At 28.9% G+C, this 19,404-nt stretch carries 23 protein-coding genes; 18 read left to right on the top strand and 5 right to left on the bottom strand.

Going from position 1 to position 19,404, the window contains the following annotated elements:
• On the bottom strand, positions 1-405 hold a 405-nt coding region (locus tag VP91_RS06930), incomplete at its 3' end, for a metal ABC transporter solute-binding protein, Zn/Mn family (RefSeq protein WP_248289229.1).
• 72 nt (positions 406-477) lie between these two features.
• Between VP91_RS06930 and VP91_RS06010 the strand changes: the two genes are divergently transcribed.
• From VP91_RS06010 to VP91_RS05995, 4 genes are read left to right on the top strand one after another with little or no spacing between them, the layout of a single operon-like run.
• Positions 478-1,224, top strand: coding sequence for a metal ABC transporter ATP-binding protein (locus VP91_RS06010; protein WP_169036548.1), 747 nt, complete (start codon positions 478-480; stop codon positions 1,222-1,224).
• A complete protein-coding gene (locus VP91_RS06005) occupies positions 1,225-2,028 on the top strand; it encodes a metal ABC transporter permease (protein ID WP_169036547.1) in 804 nt (267 codons plus the stop codon).
• Positions 2,029-2,052: 24 nt separating this feature from the next.
• Positions 2,053-2,451, top strand: coding sequence for a Fur family transcriptional regulator (locus VP91_RS06000; protein WP_169036546.1), 399 nt, complete (start codon positions 2,053-2,055; stop codon positions 2,449-2,451).
• Complete coding sequence (locus tag VP91_RS05995) at positions 2,452-3,450, top strand: Ldh family oxidoreductase (RefSeq protein WP_169036545.1); 999 nt, start codon at positions 2,452-2,454, stop codon at positions 3,448-3,450.
• On the opposite strand, the gene xth is transcribed toward VP91_RS05995, so the two are convergent.
• Together xth and VP91_RS05985 are read right to left on the bottom strand one after the other, a co-directional pair.
• Entirely contained in the window at positions 3,442-4,218 is a 777-nt protein-coding gene (gene xth, locus VP91_RS05990; RefSeq protein ID WP_169036544.1) for an exodeoxyribonuclease III, read from the bottom strand. The genes VP91_RS05995 and xth overlap by 9 nt on opposite strands.
• Positions 4,218-4,535 carry a HesB/IscA family protein gene (locus VP91_RS05985; RefSeq protein WP_169036543.1) on the bottom strand — a complete coding sequence of 106 codons (318 nt, stop codon included), beginning with the start codon at positions 4,533-4,535 and terminating at the stop codon, positions 4,218-4,220. The genes xth and VP91_RS05985 overlap by 1 nt, the downstream gene beginning before the upstream one ends.
• 50 nt (positions 4,536-4,585) lie before the next feature.
• Here VP91_RS05985 and VP91_RS05980 point away from each other — a divergent pair, with 50 nt between their 5' ends.
• The 13 genes from VP91_RS05980 to secF are packed head-to-tail and all read left to right on the top strand — an operon-like array spanning position 4,586 to position 15,349.
• Positions 4,586-5,704 carry a deoxyguanosinetriphosphate triphosphohydrolase gene (locus tag VP91_RS05980; RefSeq protein ID WP_169036542.1) on the top strand — a complete coding sequence of 373 codons (1,119 nt, stop codon included), beginning with the start codon at positions 4,586-4,588 and terminating at the stop codon, positions 5,702-5,704.
• Positions 5,701-7,434: an arginine--tRNA ligase gene (gene argS, locus VP91_RS05975; RefSeq protein WP_169036541.1), complete on the top strand. Its 1,734-nt coding sequence runs from the start codon at positions 5,701-5,703 to the stop codon at positions 7,432-7,434. The genes VP91_RS05980 and argS overlap by 4 nt, the downstream gene beginning before the upstream one ends.
• On the top strand, positions 7,434-7,697 hold the full coding sequence (locus VP91_RS05970) for a hypothetical protein (protein ID WP_169036540.1): 264 nt from the start codon (positions 7,434-7,436) through the stop codon (positions 7,695-7,697). The genes argS and VP91_RS05970 overlap by 1 nt, the downstream gene beginning before the upstream one ends.
• Positions 7,687-8,637, top strand: coding sequence for a glycoside hydrolase family 3 protein (locus VP91_RS05965; protein ID WP_169036539.1), 951 nt, complete (start codon positions 7,687-7,689; stop codon positions 8,635-8,637). Before VP91_RS05970 ends, VP91_RS05965 begins: the two co-directional genes overlap by 11 nt.
• Positions 8,638-8,645: 8 nt before the next feature.
• The gene (locus VP91_RS05960) at positions 8,646-9,386 is read left to right on the top strand and encodes a segregation and condensation protein A (RefSeq protein WP_169036538.1); all 741 of its coding nucleotides are present in this window, start codon (positions 8,646-8,648) and stop codon (positions 9,384-9,386) included.
• Entirely contained in the window at positions 9,383-10,084 is a 702-nt protein-coding gene (scpB, locus tag VP91_RS05955; RefSeq protein ID WP_169036537.1) for an SMC-Scp complex subunit ScpB, read from the top strand. Before VP91_RS05960 ends, scpB begins: the two co-directional genes overlap by 4 nt.
• 42 nt (positions 10,085-10,126) lie before the next feature.
• Positions 10,127-10,327 (top strand): twin-arginine translocase TatA/TatE family subunit, encoded by a 201-nt coding sequence (gene tatA / locus VP91_RS05950; RefSeq protein WP_169036536.1) that lies wholly within the window; start codon positions 10,127-10,129, stop codon positions 10,325-10,327.
• A gap of 5 nt (positions 10,328-10,332) precedes the next feature.
• Positions 10,333-10,554, top strand: coding sequence for a Sec-independent protein translocase protein TatB (gene tatB, locus VP91_RS05945; RefSeq protein ID WP_169036535.1), 222 nt, complete (start codon positions 10,333-10,335; stop codon positions 10,552-10,554).
• On the top strand, positions 10,541-11,305 hold the full coding sequence (tatC, locus tag VP91_RS05940; RefSeq protein WP_169036534.1) for a twin-arginine translocase subunit TatC: 765 nt from the start codon (positions 10,541-10,543) through the stop codon (positions 11,303-11,305). Before tatB ends, tatC begins: the two co-directional genes overlap by 14 nt.
• On the top strand, positions 11,298-12,557 hold the full coding sequence (serS, locus tag VP91_RS05935) for a serine--tRNA ligase (RefSeq protein ID WP_169036533.1): 1,260 nt from the start codon (positions 11,298-11,300) through the stop codon (positions 12,555-12,557). Before tatC ends, serS begins: the two co-directional genes overlap by 8 nt.
• Positions 12,558-12,610: 53 nt before the next feature.
• Entirely contained in the window at positions 12,611-12,895 is a 285-nt protein-coding gene (gene yajC, locus VP91_RS05930) for a preprotein translocase subunit YajC (protein WP_169036532.1), read from the top strand.
• A gap of 12 nt (positions 12,896-12,907) precedes the next feature.
• Positions 12,908-14,461 (top strand): protein translocase subunit SecD, encoded by a 1,554-nt coding sequence (gene secD, locus VP91_RS05925; RefSeq protein ID WP_169036531.1) that lies wholly within the window; start codon positions 12,908-12,910, stop codon positions 14,459-14,461.
• Positions 14,462-15,349 carry a protein translocase subunit SecF gene (gene secF / locus VP91_RS05920; RefSeq protein ID WP_169036530.1) on the top strand — a complete coding sequence of 296 codons (888 nt, stop codon included), beginning with the start codon at positions 14,462-14,464 and terminating at the stop codon, positions 15,347-15,349.
• Position 15,350: 1 nt separating this feature from the next.
• On the opposite strand, the gene VP91_RS05915 is transcribed toward secF, so the two are convergent.
• Entirely contained in the window at positions 15,351-15,944 is a 594-nt protein-coding gene (locus tag VP91_RS05915) for a urate hydroxylase PuuD (protein ID WP_169036708.1), read from the bottom strand.
• Positions 15,945-15,997: 53 nt separating this feature from the next.
• A complete protein-coding gene (uvrA, locus tag VP91_RS05910; RefSeq protein WP_169036529.1) occupies positions 15,998-18,850 on the bottom strand; it encodes an excinuclease ABC subunit UvrA in 2,853 nt (950 codons plus the stop codon).
• An 89-nt stretch (positions 18,851-18,939) separates the two neighbouring features.
• Here uvrA and ssb point away from each other — a divergent pair, with 89 nt between their 5' ends.
• Positions 18,940-19,401: a single-stranded DNA-binding protein gene (gene ssb, locus VP91_RS05905; protein WP_169036528.1), complete on the top strand. Its 462-nt coding sequence runs from the start codon at positions 18,940-18,942 to the stop codon at positions 19,399-19,401.
• Positions 19,402-19,404: the final 3 nt, after the last annotated feature.

Below are 19,404 nucleotides of genomic sequence, written 5' to 3'. Positions count from 1 at the left end.
TTCTTTTTTAGCGTGATCGTCATGATCATGCTCATCAAAAATATTTCTTTCTCTAAACTTTAATACATTCAAACCTTTAATTTCAATTAATTCAATTTTTTCAGCTTTTTTTGCAATTGAATTTAATGGTTTTTCTAAAAAACCTTCTAAATCTTCACCTATCCAAAAGATGAGATCCGCATTTTGCAACATTTTTGCATGAGATGGTTTCATAGAAAATCCATGTGGTGAGTTAAAACCATCTATAATTAAATCTGGTTTTCCAATTCCATCCATAAGATAACTCGCTAATGAATGAATAGGTTTAATTGATGTAACTACTTTTATTTCAGCATTAGCTGGTGTAAAGATCGTTAATAATGATAAAATTGATAGAATAAATGATATTTTTTTTATTTTTTTCATAATTTAAATATTTTAATGATTGTTATAATATAACAGTATGTAATAATATAACATTTTAATGTCAATAGATAAATGAATTCAGATAATAATATATTAGTTAAATTAAATAATGCAGGTTTTCGCCAAAATAATAAATGGCTAGTAGAAGATGTATCGCTACAAGTTGAGAAGGGTAAAATTGTAACTCTCATTGGTCCCAATGGTTCAGGAAAAAGTACAACTGCCAAAATTGCATTAGGTATTTATAAAAATATTGAAGGAAGTATTGAAAAAAATACTAATAAAATTGGATATGTTCCTCAAAAAATTTCAATAGACTGGACATTACCACTTAGAGTTAAAGACTTTATGGTTTTAACTGAAAATATTAATGATGACCAGATTAATGAAGCTTTATTATTAACTGGAGTAATGCATCTAAAAAATAAAAATTTAGGTAATTTATCTGGAGGTGAGTTTCAAAGAGTTTTGCTTTCTAGAGCTATTTCAAAAAAACCAGAACTGTTAGTACTTGATGAACCAGTTCAAGGTGTTGATTATACTGGTGAGATAGCGTTGTATGCATTAATTAAAAAAATATCAGATACTTTAAATTGTGGAATTTTATTGATTTCACATGACTTACATACGGTAATGACTGCAACTGACCATGTTGTTTGTTTAAACGGTCATGTTTGTTGTTCAGGTTCACCCACTGATGTTGCAAAAAATAGTGAATATAAAACCTTATTTGGAGAACAGGCATCTCAAATCCTTTCAGTTTATGAGCATAAGCATGATCACGAGCATTCTGATGAAGGAAGGATAAAAAAAAATTAAATGTTTGATGATTTTTTTATAAGAGCATTGGTGGCTGGAATTGGAATTGCCTTAGTTGCAGGACCACTTGGATGTTTTGTTGTTTGGAGAAGATTATCTTATTTTGGTGACACACTTTCTCATTCAGCATTACTGGGTGTTACAATGGCATATACATTTGATCTTAATATTGCTCTTTCAGTATTTTTGATTTCATCAGTAATAGCTTTAATATTAATACAGCTTCAAAAAAAAACTAATTTACCTGGTGATGCTTTACTTGGTCTTTTAGCACACTCCTCATTAGCTGTTGGGTTGGTAGTAATTGGTTTTTTAACTTTTATAAGATTTGATATCATGGGACTATTATTTGGAGATATTTTAGCGGTAACAACTAATGATATATTTGTTGTATGGGGTGGCGGTGCTGTAATTTTAATTATACTTAAACTAATTTGGAAACCATTATTTGCATCTACTGTTAATTATGAATTAGCTGAAGCTGAAGGTTTGAATCCTGATAGATCAAAAGCTATATTTACAATTTTACTAGCCGCAGTTATTGCCATATCAATTAAAATGGTAGGATTGCTATTGATTACTGGAATGTTGATTATTCCCGCTGCAATGGCTAGAAATATGTCAGACAGTCCTCAAAAAATGGTAATTTACTCGGTTATAGGAGGATTATTGTCTGTAATTTTGGGATTATTTTCTTCATTAGAGTTTAATACTTCTTCGGGACCCTCAATAATTGTAGCGTCTTTGATCTTATTTATTTTATCATTACTAAATATAAAACAGTCGATTAAATTGAAAAACTAATGAGTTATTGTTAAACTTTTGATTATGCATAAAGAAATCAATCTATCAAAAAATCAACAAATTATTTTTGATTTTATAGAAAAAGCTAAAGAACCACTTAAGGCTTATTCTATTTTATTTAATGTTCAAAAAAAGGGAATTAAAGCTCCATTACAAGTTTACAGGGCATTAGATAAGCTGATCGAAATAGGAAAAATACATAAAGTAGAAAGTAGAAATGCTTTTATAGCATGTAAAAGTTCAAGTTGTGAAATTTCACAAGCAACGGCTTTTTCAATATGTAATAAGTGTGAAAATGTTTCTGAAATTAATAATCCAAAACTTTCAAAATATTTAACTAATTTTGAAGACGATACCGGAATGCAATATAATAAATATAATTTAGAGTTTTTTGGTTTATGCAAAAAATGTAAAACAAAATAAATGAATACAGTATCCTTAACTTTAAATGAGATTTTAGAACTAGCCAAAAAAACATTACTAGCTAATGGTTGTGATGAGGAAAATGCTAGTATTTTAGCAGATACTATTATGAGAGCTGAAAGAGATGGTTCTGTTTCTCATGGTTTGTTTAGATTGCCTGCTTATGTAGCTGGCTTAAAAAGTAAAAAGATTAATGGTAAAGCAAGACCTGAATTAGAAAATGTTGCTCCAAGTATTATTAAAGTATTAGGTAATAATGCAGTTGCACCTATGGTTTTAAGTTTAGGATTACCAGCAGTTATTGATTTGGCTAAAAAAAATGGTGTAGCAGTTCTTGCTATAAAAAATTCACATCATATGGCAGCTCTTTGGCCTGAAACTGAAGCTATTGCTGAAGCTGGTCTTGTTGGTATTGCTTGCACATCTTATAAGCCTGCCGTTGCACCAGCGGGTGCTACAAAACCTTTATATGGTACAAATCCAATTTCTTTTGCATGGCCTAGACCTGGTAAAACTCCTGTTGTCTACGATATGGCAACAGCCTCAATGGCAATGGGTGAAGTTCAGATAGCAAAAAGAGAAGGGCACAAAGTTCCTCTTGGAACGGGTTTAACTAAAGAAGGTAAAGAAACAACTGATCCTGGAGAAATTGCTGATGGTGGAGTTATACTTCCTTTTGGTGGCTACAAAGGATCAAGTATAGCAATGATGGTTGAATTATTAGCTGGTGCATTAATAGGTGAAAATTTTAGTTTTGAAACTGCTGCTAAAGATAATAACGATGGCGGTCCTCCAAGTGGTGGTGAATTTATTATAGCAATTTCACCTGAGAAAATTTCTGGTAAAGGTTGGGATAAACATGCTGATCAGTTTTTTAGTAAAATGTCAGCTATGGATGGCGTTAGACTTCCAGGAGAAAGAAGGCATAAAAATAGACTAGATAAAGGTCCAAGAAATATAAATGAAGAACTTGTTAATAAAATTAAATCTTTAAGCTAACTCAATTTCAATAGGTGTATGATCTGAAGGTTTTTCTTTTCCTCTAGGGTCTTTGTTAATAATAACATTCTTAACTTTATTTAATAAGGAATTTGATACTAAAAAGTGATCAATTCTTAACCCGTTATTTTTTTGCCAGGCACCCCTCATATAATCCCAATAAGTATAACCTTCTTTTTCTCCATGAATATGACGGTACGCATCGTGAAAACCTAGATTAATCATTTCTCTATATTTTTTTCTTATCTCAAGTCGGTATAAAGCGTCATCTTCAAATCCCTTAATATTGTAAGCATCTTCAGCTGAGGGAAGAATATTAAAATCACCAGCTAAAATAATATTCTCATTTTTTTTGGAAAGAGATTTGAGTTGTTTAATTAAACTATCCAACCATTCCTTTTTATAAGTATATTTTTCAGTATCAACAGGATTACCGTTAGGTGTATAAATATTAATTAGTTGGATACTTTTTTTTTTGTATTTTAATTCTGCTGAAATAATTCGAGATTGTTTTAATTTATCTTTAATTAAATCCAACCTAATATTTTCTAATTTATGTTTAGAGATAATAGCAACACCATTATAGCTCTTTTGACCAAATACATGACTTTCATAATCTAATCTTGAAAAATCATCATAAGGAAAAGTTTCATCTTGGGTTTTAATCTCTTGCATCATGACAACATCTGGAGAAAATTTTTGAAGATACTCTTTTATATTTTCAACTCTTGCCCTAACAGAGTTTACATTCCACGATGTGATAATCATTATATGGAGAACGAAACGCCACAACCACACGAAGACTTACTCTGTGGATTTGATATCTTGAACTGATCGCCTATTAATTCAGAAACAAAATCAACTTCCGAACCCTTTAATAAATCTGCTGAAGTTTTATCAATAAGTATATTTTCATGTTTTAAATCATCTGCAGATAGTTTTTTATCAAAAGTAAACTCATATTGAAAACCAGAACATCCGCCACCTTTAATAGCGATTCTAAAAAATGAACCAGGATCTTTTTGTGACAACAAATTATTAATCTGTTTTATAGCTTTATCTGTAAATTTAATTTCTTTAATCATTTAACAACACTGTTATTAATAATATAATATCAATTTATTGAATTTAAAGTATGAATAATTACTCAAATTTAGCACTTTTTAAAAGCAAAGGACGTATCTTCAAAGAGGTTAATTCTCTCTATAGAACTCCATTTCAAAGAGATAGGGATAGGATAATCCATAGCGCTTCGTTTAGAAGATTAAAGCACAAAACCCAAGTTTTTGTAAATACAGAGGGAGATCACTACAGAACTAGAATTACACACTCAATTGAAGTTGCACAAATTGCAAGATCAATCGCAAAACACTTAGGTTTAAATGATGACTTAGCAGAAACCTTAAGTTTGGCTCATGATTTGGGACACACACCTTTTGGACATGCTGGAGAGGACGCTTTAAATGAATGTATGATTAACTATGGAGGTTTTGATCATAATCTTCAAACTTTAAGAATAGTTATGTTTCTAGAACATAAATATTTAAAGTTTAAAGGACTTAATCTTACACTGGAAACTTTAGATGGTTTATTAAAGCACAATGGGCCCCTCCACGATATATCAACAGTAAATAGACTGATTGGACTAAAAAATTTTAATAATAAAATTAATTTTAAAAATTTTGGATCTTTAGAGGCCCAGATATCCGCAATCTCTGATGATATTGCATACAACAACCATGATATTCAAGATGGTATCAGAGCAAAAATGTTTAATTTAAATGACTTAATTGAAATTAATTTTTTTAAAGATATTTATAAATCTCATAAGAAAAATATAAAGAATATCAATAAAGACATTTTGATTTATCAATTAATAAGAGATTCAATAGATTTAATGGTAAAAGATTTAATTACAAACACAAAAAAAAATTTAAGATTAAATAAAATAAAATCATTACAAGATATATATTACTTAAATGAACCTACGGTCTGTTTTTCTAATAAATTTTTGATTATTGAAAAAGAAATAAAATATTTTTTAAGAAAAAAAATGTATAATAACAAAAAAGTTTTACTAAAGAATAATCATGGAAAAAAAATTATTAAAAATTTGTTTCATAAAATTAAGAAAAAACCAAAAAAATTTATTTCAACAATTCAACTAAAGAAAGATTTAAATAGAACAATAGCAGATTTTATCTCAGGTATGACTGATCGATATGCAATAAATCTATATAAAGGTACCAAATGAATATTTTTGATATTTATTTAGATAAGATATTAATTTTAATCAAAAAATTAAGTAATGAAGGAACACTTGTTTTACCAGAAAACTTAAATGGTATTAATGTTGATATACCTCCCTCAAATTTTGATTGTGATATTTCAACAAATGTTGCAATGGTGTTATCAAAAATTAATAAAAAAGCACCTATTGATATTGCAAAAACTTTAGTTGATTTAATCAAAAGTGCAGATGATGAGATTGAAACCATTTCTGTTGTTAAACCTGGTTTTATAAACATTAAATTCAAATCAGTTTATTGGAATAATTTTATCAAGAGTATAAATCAGAATCATATAGATTTTGGGGTCAACACCAAAGAAAAAAAAAGAAAATATCTTGTAGAATTTGTTTCAGCTAATCCAACAGGTCCATTACATGTGGGCCATTGTAGAGGTGCTATTTTGGGAGATGTTATTTCAAACTTATTAATCTTTAACAAACATGATGTTTCAAAAGAATATTATGTAAATGATTATGGTAACCAAATTATTAATTTTACTAAATCAGTTTATTACAGAGCTAGAGAAATTGTTTATAATGAGAAATTTCCAATAGAAAATTCTGAGCTTTATCCAGGTGATTATTTGATAGAGATTGCAAAAAATATTATTGCAACAAATAAAAAGTTAAAATTTGATAAATTTGAAGATATATCAAAAAAACTTACATTATTATCAGTGGCTGAATCATTAAAATTAATTAAAAGTAACTTATCTAATTTGGGCATTACCCATGACAAATTCACAAGCGAAACTGAAATTATTTTTAATAAAGAAGTAGAAAAAGTAATTGAAAAGTTAAAAGAAAAAAATTTAGTATATCAGGGTAAAATTAAAGCACCAAAAAGTGAAAATGATGAAAACTGGATAGAAAGAGAACAACTTTTATTTAAAGCTACAGATTTTGGTGATGATAAAGATAGAGCCTTACAAAAATCCGATAAGTCATGGACTTATTTTGCGAGTGATGTTGCATATCATAATAATAAGTTAAACAGGGGCCACGATGTCCTTATCAACATTCTTGGAGCTGATCACGCAGGCTATATTAAAAGAATTACTTCAGTTGTTGAGGCTTTATCTGGTGATAAAAATAAATTAATTTGTAAGGTAAGTCAGTTAGTTAAGTTAATTAAAGAGGGTAAGCCATTTAAAATGTCTAAAAGAAAAGGAGATTATATTACTGTAGAAGATTTAATTTCAGAAGTTGGTAAAGATGCAACAAGATTTATTATGCTTAATAGAAGTAGCGATGTTGAATTAGATTTTGATTTTGCAAAAGTTAAGGAAAAATCAAAAGATAACCCATTATACTATGTTCAGTATTGTTTTGCCAGAATATCATCAGTATATCGTCATGTTGGATTAGATATTAATAAAGATTTAGATATTACCAAATTTGATTTTAAATATTCAATTGATGAAATAAAAATTTTAAAAAAAGTCGCTGAATGGCCTAAATGTATTGAAGCAGCTAGTTTAAGGTTAGAGCCTCATAGAATTCCAGTTTATCTTTATGAACTTTCTTCTGAATTTCATTCTTATTGGAATATGGGCAAAGATGATTCTAATAAAAGATTCATAAATGATAAAAAAATAATTTCCAATGACAAACTAGTATTTCTAAAGATTATTTCTAATGTTATTAGAGCTGGAATGAATATAGTTGGAGTTGCAACACCTGAAAAAATGTAATGCTAAAAGAATTAAAATATCTCTTTTTTTTATTTGTTATTTTATTATTTTTTTTTTTATCACTCAAATACTATTTTTCAGATGAAAATAAAAAAAATTCATATAGATCCCAGAAGTCGGTTGAAGAAAAAATTTTTTACTATTCTCAAGATCTAATTTTGTTGAAAAATGATACTCAAAATATTGTAGAATATGTTGAAAAAGCTCTAGATAAAAATAAAAAAAATTATAATTTTTGGAAATTGATAAATAATGATGAATAGTAGAAGAAGTTTTATTACTGGAATTAAATCTATAGTTTTGTCATCTAAAGAAAAAAAATTTCTCAAAAAATATAAACCATGGGGTATAATATTGTTTTCAAGAAACATAAAATCTTTAAAACAAACAAAACAATTAACAGATCAAATTAAAATAATTTTTAAAGATAAAAATTATCCTATTTTGATTGATCAAGAGGGTGGTCGTGTTAACAGATTAAGAAATTTTTTTAATTCAGACCCTTTAACTGGAGAATTTTTTGGTAAGCTATACTTGAAAGATAAAAAAAAATTTTTTCAATATTATAAAATTTTTTTAGATCAAACATCATCTTTGTTGAGATCGATAGGTGTAAATATTAACACTCTTCCAGTTTTAGATATTAGATCAAAAGGTTCTACTTCTATCATTGGAGATAGATCTTTTTCAAATAACCCAAAGATTGTCTCTAAAATCGGAGACATGTGTATTAATCTCTTTCATTCTAACAAAATAGGAACTGTTATCAAACATATACCAGGACATGGTTTGGCTAAAGTTGATAGTCATAAATTTACTCCAATAATCAAGAAGGATCAAAAATTCTTGAAAAAAAATGATTTTTATACTTTTAAAAAAAAATCTAGTCTATTTGCAATGACTGCGCATATTATTTATTCTAAGATTGATAATATAAACACTGCTACGCAGTCAAAAAAAGTAATTCAATTAATTAGAAAATATATTAAATTTAAAAATCTAATAATGTCTGATGATATATCCATGAAAAGTTTAAGAGGTCCGATTGGAGAAAATACAGTAAAAGCATTTAAAGCTGGTTGTGATTTAGTTCTTCATTGTAATGGTGATTACAAAGAAATGATTGAAGTAGCTGCCCATTCACCTTATTTAAACAAGTTTATAATCAAAAAAACATCACAATTTTATAGAATTATAAGTTAATATTTAGAATGTCAGATATTGATTCTAATAACTTTAATGTCAACTTGGAAAGTTATCAAGGCCCCTTAGATGTTTTGCTCGATTTGGCTAAATCTCAAAAAGTTGATCTTGAAAATATTTCAATAACATTATTAGCAGATCAATTTCATAATTATATCACTAATGAAAAAAATCTTAATTTAGAGGCTGCATCTGAATATTTGTTAATGGCCACTTGGTTAACATATTTAAAATCAAAACTTTTACTACCAACCAATCCTGAAGAGGAGTTTAAGGTATTAGAAGTTGCTGAACAATTAAAGTTACAACTTAAAAAATTAGAATTAATACGTTTACTATCTGACCAAATGCTAAAAAGGAAAAGACTTGGTAGAGAAATTCGTTTGAGAGGCATCAAAGGCAACATCAGATCAATTTACAGCACAGAGTATAAAATGAATCTTTATGAGTTATTAAAAACTTATTCAAGTTTAATTATGACAAAAGATTTCCAAAGAGTAAACATTCCCAAATTACCAGTTTTTACTACCGAGGATGGGATTAAGCGTATTAAAGAATTTTTTGGTAAATTAAATGAATGGAAAAATTTAAATGATTTAATTCCAAGTAAATTTAAAGATGGTAAGAAAAATAAAAAAACAGGCAAAGCAGGAATTTTTGCTGGCTCACTTGAACTCGTTAAAGAGGGAGATCTTACGATGAAACAAGAAAATCTTTTTGATGAAATTTATATCAGGGAAATTAAATGAAAAAAACTAATAAAACTATAATTGATAATATTGTTAAATTTCCAAAAAAACTAAATAATGGTGAAAGAGAAATTGAAGCTATTGTTTTTGCAGCTTTAGAACCTCTTGATATTGAAACAATAGAGTCTAAAATTTCAAAAAAAATTAATGTGTTAAAAACATTAGAAAAACTTCAAATAGAATATTCAACAAGAGGTATAAATTTAGTTTGTATTTCAAAAAAATGGTCTTTTAGAACTTCTGATAAACTTTCAAGCTTAATGTCACAAGAAAAAACCGTTGAAAAAAAATTATCTAGAGCAGCCATTGAAACACTTGCTATAATTGTTTACCACCAACCTGTAACAAGAGCAGAGATTGAAGAGATTAGAGGTGTAGCATTTGGGACAAATACTCTAGATATATTAATGGAACTTAATTGGGTAAAGCCTCAAGGACGAAAAGATGTGCCTGGTAAACCAATTCAATATGTAACAACTAATGACTTTTTAAGTCATTTCAGCTTGCAAAAATTATCAGATTTACCGACTGTTGATGAGCTCGGGTCTGCTGGTTTAATAGATAGTACCAATATTGATAATGCAATCTTTGGAACCGGTAAATTTTATAAAGAAAAACAAGAGGAAAAAAGAGAAAACATTTATGAAAATATAGATGAGATGTTAGGTGGAACACTTAGCCCTGACGAAGAAAAATAAAAAGTTTCTTTTAAAACAAATCTAAAAGAGGTATAAAATTGTATGAGCATTGGAATTTGGCAAATAGCTATTGTTGTAATCTTAGTAGTCCTTTTATTTGGTAGAGGAAAAATCTCAAGTTTAATGGGAGATGTTGCAAAAGGTATCAAAAGTTTTAAAAAAGGTATGGCTACTGACATAACAGATGAAGAAGAGCCAAAAAATGTTTCTGAAAACAATCAAGACACAAAAGACAAAGAATAAATTACATGCCCACTATTGGCTGGTTTGAGATTTTACTGGTAGTAGCAGTTGCAATAGTAGTAATTGGCCCTAAAGATTTTCCTTTCATGTTAAAAAAAGTTGGATCTTGGATTGGTACAGCTAAGCGTTACATTAGTAATATTCAAAGTGAAGTATCAGATTTAGATATTACTTCGAATGAAATTGAAAAACCAACTAAAATCAAAAAAGATAATGATAAAATCTGATAATGAGGGCGGCTTTGTTAGTCACTTAACTGAATTAAGAAAAAGACTAATCCATTCGTTTATTTTTTTATTTATTATTTTTATTTGTTGCTATTTTTTTTCTGAGCATCTTTATGGTTTTTTAGTCGAACCATTTGCAAAAGCAGTAAAAGATAGTGGTACAGATAGAAGATTAATTTTTACAGCTTTACAAGAAACATTTTTAACTTATCTTAAAGTTTCCTTCTTTGCTGCATTTTTTGTAACTTGTCCTTATATCTTAATTCAAATTTGGAAGTTTATTGCACCAGGACTTTACAAGCATGAAAAAATTGCAATTATTCCATATTTAATACTAACTCCTATATTATTTTTTTTAGGAGGCATGTTGGTTTATTATTTGATAATGCCTCTTGCTATTAAATTTTTTCTTTCCTTTGAAAGCACGGGTGTTTCAACAGGCTTGCCTATTCAATTAGAAGCAAAAGTTAATGAATATCTTTCTCTTATAATGAAGTTAATTTTTGCTTTTGGGATAAGTTTTCAACTACCTGTTGTTTTAAGTCTTTTAGCAAGAGTAGGGATTGTCGATGCAAAATTTCTTAGAGAAAGAAGAAAATATGTTGTGGTAATAATTTTTGCTACCGCTGCATTATTAACACCGCCTGATCCTATTACCCAGATTGGGCTGGCAATACCATTATTAATTTTGTATGAACTATCTATATTTTCAGTAAATATTATTGAAAAAAGAAATGATATAAATGCATAGCATAAAAGAAATTAGAAACGATAAACAAGGTTTTAAAAAAGCTTTGGATAAAAGATTTTTAAATATTGATCTAGATAAGATATTAATTTTAGATAAAGATAATAGAAAATTTATTCAACAGAAAGAGGCCCTTGAAAAAGAAAAAAAAGATATTTCAAAATCAAAAGATAAGACTCTTTTTGAAAAATCTAAAAGTATTTCATTAGAAATTGAAAAAATTAATAAATTACAAGTAATTACAAAAGAACAATTAGAATCTATATTAGCATCTATTCCAAATATCCCCCTTTCAGATGTCCCTATTGGTAAAGATGAAAACTCAAATACAGAAATTTCAAAATCTGGAAAAATACCTGAATTCTTATTTAAACCAAAGTCACATTATGAATTGGGTGAAAACTTAGATATGTTAGATTTTGATTTAGCAACAAAAACTACAGGCTCAAGATTTGTTTTTGTAAAAGATAAGCTTGCTTTATTAGAAAGAGCACTTTCTAATTTTATGCTTGATATTCATGTTAATAACAATGGTTATAAAGAAATTTCACCTCCTTTAATAGCCACCGAATCTTCAATGTTTGGAACTGGTCAATTGCCCAAGTTCGATAATGATCAATTTGAACTTAAGCTTTATGACTCTAGTGACAGAAAATTTTTAATTCCAACAGCTGAGGTAATTTTAACAAATATAGTTAAGGATAAAATTATTGATAAAAAGAATTTACCGATGAGATTTGTTGCATCTACTCCTTGCTTCAGAAAAGAAGCTGGTAGCTATGGTAAAGATACAAAAGGGATGATCAGACAACACCAATTTTATAAAGTTGAAATGGTAAGTATTGTTGAAACAGACAAATGTTTGGCAGAACTTGGTAGAATGACAGATTGTGCTACTAAAATATTAGATCTATTAGAATTACCTTACAGAAAGATTGTTTTATGTACTGGTGATATGGGTTTTAGTGCTGAAAAAACTTTTGATATAGAAGTTTGGCTTCCATCAGAGAATAAATATAGAGAGATCTCAAGCTGCTCTTCTTGTGGCTCATTTCAAGCTAGAAGAATGAAAACAAGATATAAAGATGATAATAAAGATACTGTCTTTGTGGGAACATTAAATGGTAGCGGATTAGCAATTGGAAGAACTCTAGTTGCTATATTGGAAAATTATCAAGAAGAAGATGGATCTGTTAATGTACCAAAGGTTTTAAAGCCCTACATGAACAATTTAGAGAAAATTTCTAAGATTTAAAGTTGTTTTAATTAGAGAGATGTTGTAAGTATTCATTTTAATCAAGGAGATTTATGGATCAAGGAATAGGCCAATTTATACCACTAATTTTAATTTTTGTTATTTTTTACTTTTTTTTAATAAGACCTCAACAAAAGAAAGTCAAAGAACATAAGGCTATGGTTGAAAACTTATCAAGAGGAGACAAGGTAGTGACAAATGCAGGTATAATCGGAACAGTTGAAAGAATTATTGATAATGAAAAAGTTGAGGTGCAAATTGCCGACAACGTAAAAGTTGAAATTATCAAAGCCACAGGTATCCAAGGATTACTTAACGCTCCTGAAGTAAAAAAATAATATTAAACTAAAGTGTTATACTTTTCTAAACTAAGAATTGTTTTAGTTTTTTTAGTTTCACTTTTTTTCATTTTTATTGCCTCATCTAACCTTCAAAACTCTGAAGATAGTTTTATATCTAAAAAAATAAACCTAGGTTTAGATTTACAGGGTGGTTCTTATCTATTACTTGAAATTGATAATGGTCCAGTTAAAACACAAAAATTACAAAATACTACAACTTTAATAAGAAATTTTTTTAAAAATAAGAAAATAAAATTTAACGATTTAAGAATAGTAGATAATAAAATAATTTTTATTGTAGCTAAAAATAATCAAGAATTAGTTAAAGAATTTTTTTTAGATAAAGAAAGTGAAATTAATCCTTATTACAATCAATATAAATCACATCAATTTGACTTATCAATAGAAGACGATAAATTTACATTAGTACTCTCAAAATATGGACTTATTGAAATAAAAACATCTTCCCAAGATCAAGCAATTGAAATTGTTAGAAGAAGAGTTGATGAAGTGGGTACTAATGAGCCAAATATATTAAAAAGAGGTAACAATCGTATCCTAGTTGAACTTCCTGGTCTAGATGATCCTATGAGAATAAAGTCTTTATTGGGAAAAACTGCAAATTTAACATTTAGATTCGTTACGCAAAATAATAACGATACTTTTGGCACAGAAATGCTTTCGTTTGAGGATGGTGCTACTGAAGTCATGGTAAGTAAAAGAATAATCTTGAATGGTGAAAATTTACTAGATGCTCAACCACAGATGAACAATCAAACAAACGAAACTGTAGTTTCATTTACTCTAGATAGGGTTGGGGCTAAAAGATTTGGCAAAGCAACAAGCGCAGGGATTGGTAAGCAATTAGCAATAGTTTTAGATGGTAAAATTGTTAGTGCTCCAGTAATTAGAGACACTATAGCAAGTGGAAATGGTCAAATTAGTGGCAACTTCACTTTTCAGTCAGCTACTGATTTAGCTTTGCTTTTAAGGTCTGGTGCCCTACCAGCACCACTAAGCATAATTGAAGAACGAACAGTAGGACCGGATCTTGGTAAGGACTCAATTAAAGCTGGAGTTATAGCTCTTATGATTGGTTTCTTATTGGTAATCTTTTTTATGCTTATTAAATATAAAATATTTGGTTTGATTGCTAATGTAACATTACTAGTTAATTTGTTTTTTTTAATTGGCATCTTAACTTTATTTGAGGCTACATTAACATTACCAGGTATAGCAGGTATAATTTTAACAGTCGGGATGGCAGTAGATGCTAATGTGTTGATTTTTGAAAGGATTAAAGAAGAATGTAAAAAAGAAAAAAATAATATAATTGCCTTTGATAGTGGCTACGTTAAATCAAAAACCGCGATTATAGACGCAAATATAACAACATTAATTGCTGCAATTATTTTATTTTTTATGGGATCTGGACCCATCAAAGGTTTTTCTGTAACTTTGGGTGTTGGTATTTTCACTACACTATTTTCTGTTTATTTTATAGCTAGAATGTTTACAGGTCTTTATGTGGTTAAAAATAAAGAAAAGGATAAATTAATATAAATGATCAATTTCAACAAATTTTATAAACTATTTAATTTGATGTCTTTAAGTCTGGTTGTAATTTCAATTTTATTGCTATTTTTTAAAGGGCTTAATTTTGGTGTAGATTTTAAAGGTGGTACACTTATTGAATTAAGAGCTGATGATAAGAATATTAATGTTACTTCTTTAAGACAATCTTTTAGTAAAATGAATATTGGAGATTTTAACGTTAAAAAATTTGGTAATGAAAATGATTATTTAATTAAGATTGAAAAAAAAGATACTAGTACCAATGCAATTGAAGTTATTAAAAAAAAATTAAGATTATCTGTTGGAAATTCTTTTAATTTTAGAAGAGTTGAAAATGTTGGTCCAAAAGTAAGTGCTGAATTATTAAAATCAGGAATCATAGCAATCGCACTATCATTAGTAGCTATGTTATTTTATATATGGATAAGATTTGAATGGCAATTTAGCTTAGGAGCAATTCTAGCCTTGTTTCATGATGTTATTATAACTTTGGGTCTTTTTTCACTATTAAATTTAGAGATAAACTTGTCAATAGTTGCTGCTGTTTTAACAATTGTTGGCTACTCAATGAATGATACAGTAGTTATCTATGATAGAGTTAGAGAAAATCTTAAGAAATTTTCTGATATTAAAATTTTTGAACTCACAAATATTTCAATAAATGAAACTCTTTCTAGAACTATAATTACGTCTGTAACAACCTTACTTGCTCTAGTTTCAATTTACTTATTTGGTGGTGAGATATTAAAAGGTTTTTCTTTAGCTATGATTATGGGTGTTATATTTGGAACTTATTCATCTATATATATTGCAAACCCAGTTCTTGTTAAACTTAGAGTTTCTCAAAAAACTATTCTTAAAGAGGATTCGGAATAAACTAATAAAGATTCTGTGCTGCTACCATTGATAATAACATTGGTAAAGATAAAAGGGTGTTAGTTCTTGAAAACAACATTGCAGTTCTAGCAGATTTAGCTTTTACATCTGGTTCACATTCAACAATACCCAAAGCTTTTTTTTGATTTGGCCAAATTATAAACCAAACGTTAAAAGCCATATATAAACCAAGCCACATACCAATACCAATAGCTGTACTTTTTCCCCCAGCACCTAAAGTCATAGCATCATGTAAATATCCATTTAAATAAGATAGAATTAAACCTGAAACTACTGTCAATAATGCAGCCCAACGGAAGTAAAAAAGTGCAGCAGGTGCAATCACTTTTCCTATAGCAGGTTTTTGTTCATCAGGAATTTTTGTCATGTTAGGAATTTGAACAAAATTAAAATACCAAAGTAAACCAATCCACATAATCGAGACAGTTACATGAACAAGTCTTGTTAACCAACTCCAAAAAATTGTATCAAAATCGAACCCTCCGTTCCCATAAAATAATCCCAAGAAAACAATTAAAGCTAATCCTAGAGATGCGTGGATAGTTTTAGGTAAAGAAGAAAGCAAATTTCCCATGATTCTAATAATCATACACTAAAAAGATCAATCTTTATATTGTTTTTCATAATTTATGTTAGCAATGGTTTTAAAAATTGACCTGTATAACTACCCTTAATATTGATTATTTCTTCTGGTTTTCCCTCTGCGATAATATTACCACCTTTAACACCTCCTTCAGGACCCATATCAACAATATAATCAGCTGTTTTAATAACATCTAAATTGTGTTCAATAACAACCACGGTATTTCCAAGTTTGACAAAAGTATGAAGAATTTCTAATAATTTTTTAATATCATGTTGATGTAGACCAGTTGTTGGTTCGTCTAAAATATACATAGTTCTACCAGTCGATCTTTTTGACAATTCCTTTGCAAGTTTTATTCTCTGAGCTTCACCGCCAGACAAAGTAGTTGCTTGCTGTCCAATTTTTATATACCCCAACCCAACTTTTTTTAGAGTTAGTAATTTTGTTTTAATATTTGATATATTCTCAAAATATTCACAACCTTCGTCTACAGACATATTTAAAACATCTGCAATACTTTTATCTTTAAACTTAATTTCAAGAGTTTCTCTATTGTATCTAGTTCCCTTACATTCATCACATTGTATATAAACATCTGGAAGAAAATGCATTTCATATGTAATCACACCATCTCCTTCGCATGCCTCACATCTTCCACCTCTTACATTAAAAGAGAACCTACCAGGTTTATAGCCTCGAGTTTTTGACTCAGGTAAACTTGTAAACCAATCCCTAATTGGCCCAAATGCCCCTGTGTAAGTTGCAGGGTTTGATCTTGGAGTCCTTCCTATTGGTGATTGGTCAATATCAATAATCTTATCAATTAATTCTACACCTTTATAATTCTTAAACGCCTTAGGAGCTTTTCTGGCTTTATTATTAAGTGTTAAATTTAACGCGTGGTATAATGTTTGTAATATTAAAGTGGATTTTCCACTACCTGAAACCCCAGTGACACATGTAAAACTTCCTGTTGGGATTTTAAGATTAACATTATTTAAGTTATTACCACTAGCACCAATGATTTCAATAAATCTACCATTTTTGGCTAGCCTTCGAATCTTTGGAATATCAATTATCTTTTTATTAGATAAATATTGTCCAGTAATACTATTTTTGTTCTTTTTTATTTCTTCATAAGTCCCTTGCGCTGTAATTTGACCACCATTAGTTCCAGCTTCGGGACCCATATCAATAATATGGTCTGCATTTTCCATTGTTTCAGTATCATGTTCTACTACAATTACTGTATTACCTAAATCTCTCAATCTTTTTAGAGCATTAATCAGTTTTATATTGTCTTTTTGATGTAAGCCGATTGAAGGTTCATCTAGTACATACAAAACTCCTGTTAATCCAGATCCAATTTGAGAAGCTAATCTTATTCTTTGAGCCTCACCACCAGAAAGAGTTCCCGACTCTCTTGATAGAGTTAGATAATCTAATCCTACATTTAGTAAAAAATTTAGTCTTTCGTTAATTTCTTTTAATACGTGTTCAGCAATTTTGAACTGTCTTTTATCAAGGTTTTTTTCTAAATTTTTAAACCATTGAGCAGAATCTAAGATCGATTTTTTTGTAACTTCACTAATATTAAGATTATCAATTTTAACACATAAAGCTTCTTCTTTAAGTCTATCACCATTACAACCTTCACAAGCAGAGTCTGATTGATATTCGGAAATAGCTTCTCGTTTCCATTCACTATCAGATTCTAAAAATCTTCTTTCAAGATTATTTATAACTCCTTCAAAAGTTTTTTTATGAGAATATTTTTCATATCCATCATCATAATTAAATTTAATTTCCTCTTCATCAGAACCATACAAAATTACATCTTTAACTTTTTTGGGAAGTTTTTTCCATTTTTCATCTAAAGAAAAATCATAATGTTTAGCAATAGAAGCTAATGTTTGTGCATAATAAAGTGTTGTAGATTTTGCCCATGGTTCAATTGCCCCATCTGCAATCGTCATTCTTTCATCTGGTACTACCAAATTAGGATCTACATTAAGCTTAATTCCTATACCTTCACATTCTTCACAAGCTCCATACGGGCTGTTAAAAGAAAAAAGTCTTGGTTCAATTTCTTCAATTGTAAAACCACTTTCTGGACATGCAAACTTTGTTGAGTAAATCAATTTTTCTATTTTCCTAAATTTTTGAGGTAAAGTTTCATCTTCGTATTCAACAAAAACTAATCCACTTGAGAGATTAACTGCTGCCTCAACACTTTCAGCCAATCTATTACCTAGTTTTGAGTTTAAAACAATTCTATCAACTAAGACTGAAATATCATGCTTAAGTTTTTTATCTAAATTTGGTGATTTTTCTATGTCATACAAAACATTGTCTATTTTTATTTTTCTAAATCCTCTTCTTTTGTAACTTAAAATATCTTTTTTATATTCACCTTTGCGACCTCTAACCACTGGAGCATAAATATAGATTGTAGATTTTTTTGGTAGTTTTTTAATTAAATCAACAATTTGTGTGATAGTTTGAGAAGTTATTGGCTTTCCAGTAAATGGGGAGTAGGGTATGCCCGCCCTTGCAAACAACACTCTCATGTAATCATAAATTTCTGTAACAGTAGCTACAGTTGACCTTGGGTTTTTAGATGTATTTTTTTGTTCGATTGCAATCGCAGGACTTAAACCTTCAATAAGATCGACATTGGGTTTTTTCATTTTATCTAAAAATTGACGTGCATAAGCTGATAAACTTTCAACATATCTTCTTTGTCCTTCTGCATAGACAGTATCAAATGCTAGTGAGGATTTTCCTGAACCAGAAAGGCCAGTAATTACAACAAATTGATCTTTGGGTATTTCTACAGAAACATTCTTTAAATTATGCTCCTTTGCACCCTTGATAACTATCTTTTTGATCATAATTTTAGTTGCTTTAAATTAATAAAATTAATATTGAGTTTATATTGTGATATAAAACTAAATAAATAAATAAACACTTATAAAATATTATGGCTGGAAGTTTAAATAAAGTATTATTAATTGGGCGATTAGGCGCAGATCCAGAAATCAAACAAATGTCAAATGGCAAAAGTCTTGCCACCTTAAGTTTAGCTACTAGCCAATCTTGGAAAGATAAAGCAACTGGCGAAAAAAAAGAAAAAACAGAATGGCACCGAATAGTTGTATTTAATGAAGGGTTAGTCAATGTTGTTCAGCAATATTTGAAAAAAGGTGCTCAAATTTATGTTGAGGGACAGATAACGACTAGAAAATGGAAAGATGAACAATCTGGTCAAGACAAGTATTCTACTGAAATTGTAATTCAAGGATACAATTCTTCACTTACTATGTTGGGTGGTGGAAACACGGGCGGTGGTGGTATTCAAAATGACAATTCTCAAGCTGCTACTAGCAATCCTGATGATAGTCCCCAAGCCCCTAATGATATGGATGATGAAATTCCATTTTAGTTT

Origin of the sequence: Candidatus Pelagibacter communis, assembly GCF_012932795.1 — a bacterium.
GTDB classification, from domain to species: Bacteria; Pseudomonadota; Alphaproteobacteria; order Pelagibacterales; family Pelagibacteraceae; genus Pelagibacter; species Pelagibacter ubique_S.
Note: the sequence above shows the minus strand (reverse complement) of the source record. Positions and strands in the feature narration are given on the sequence as shown.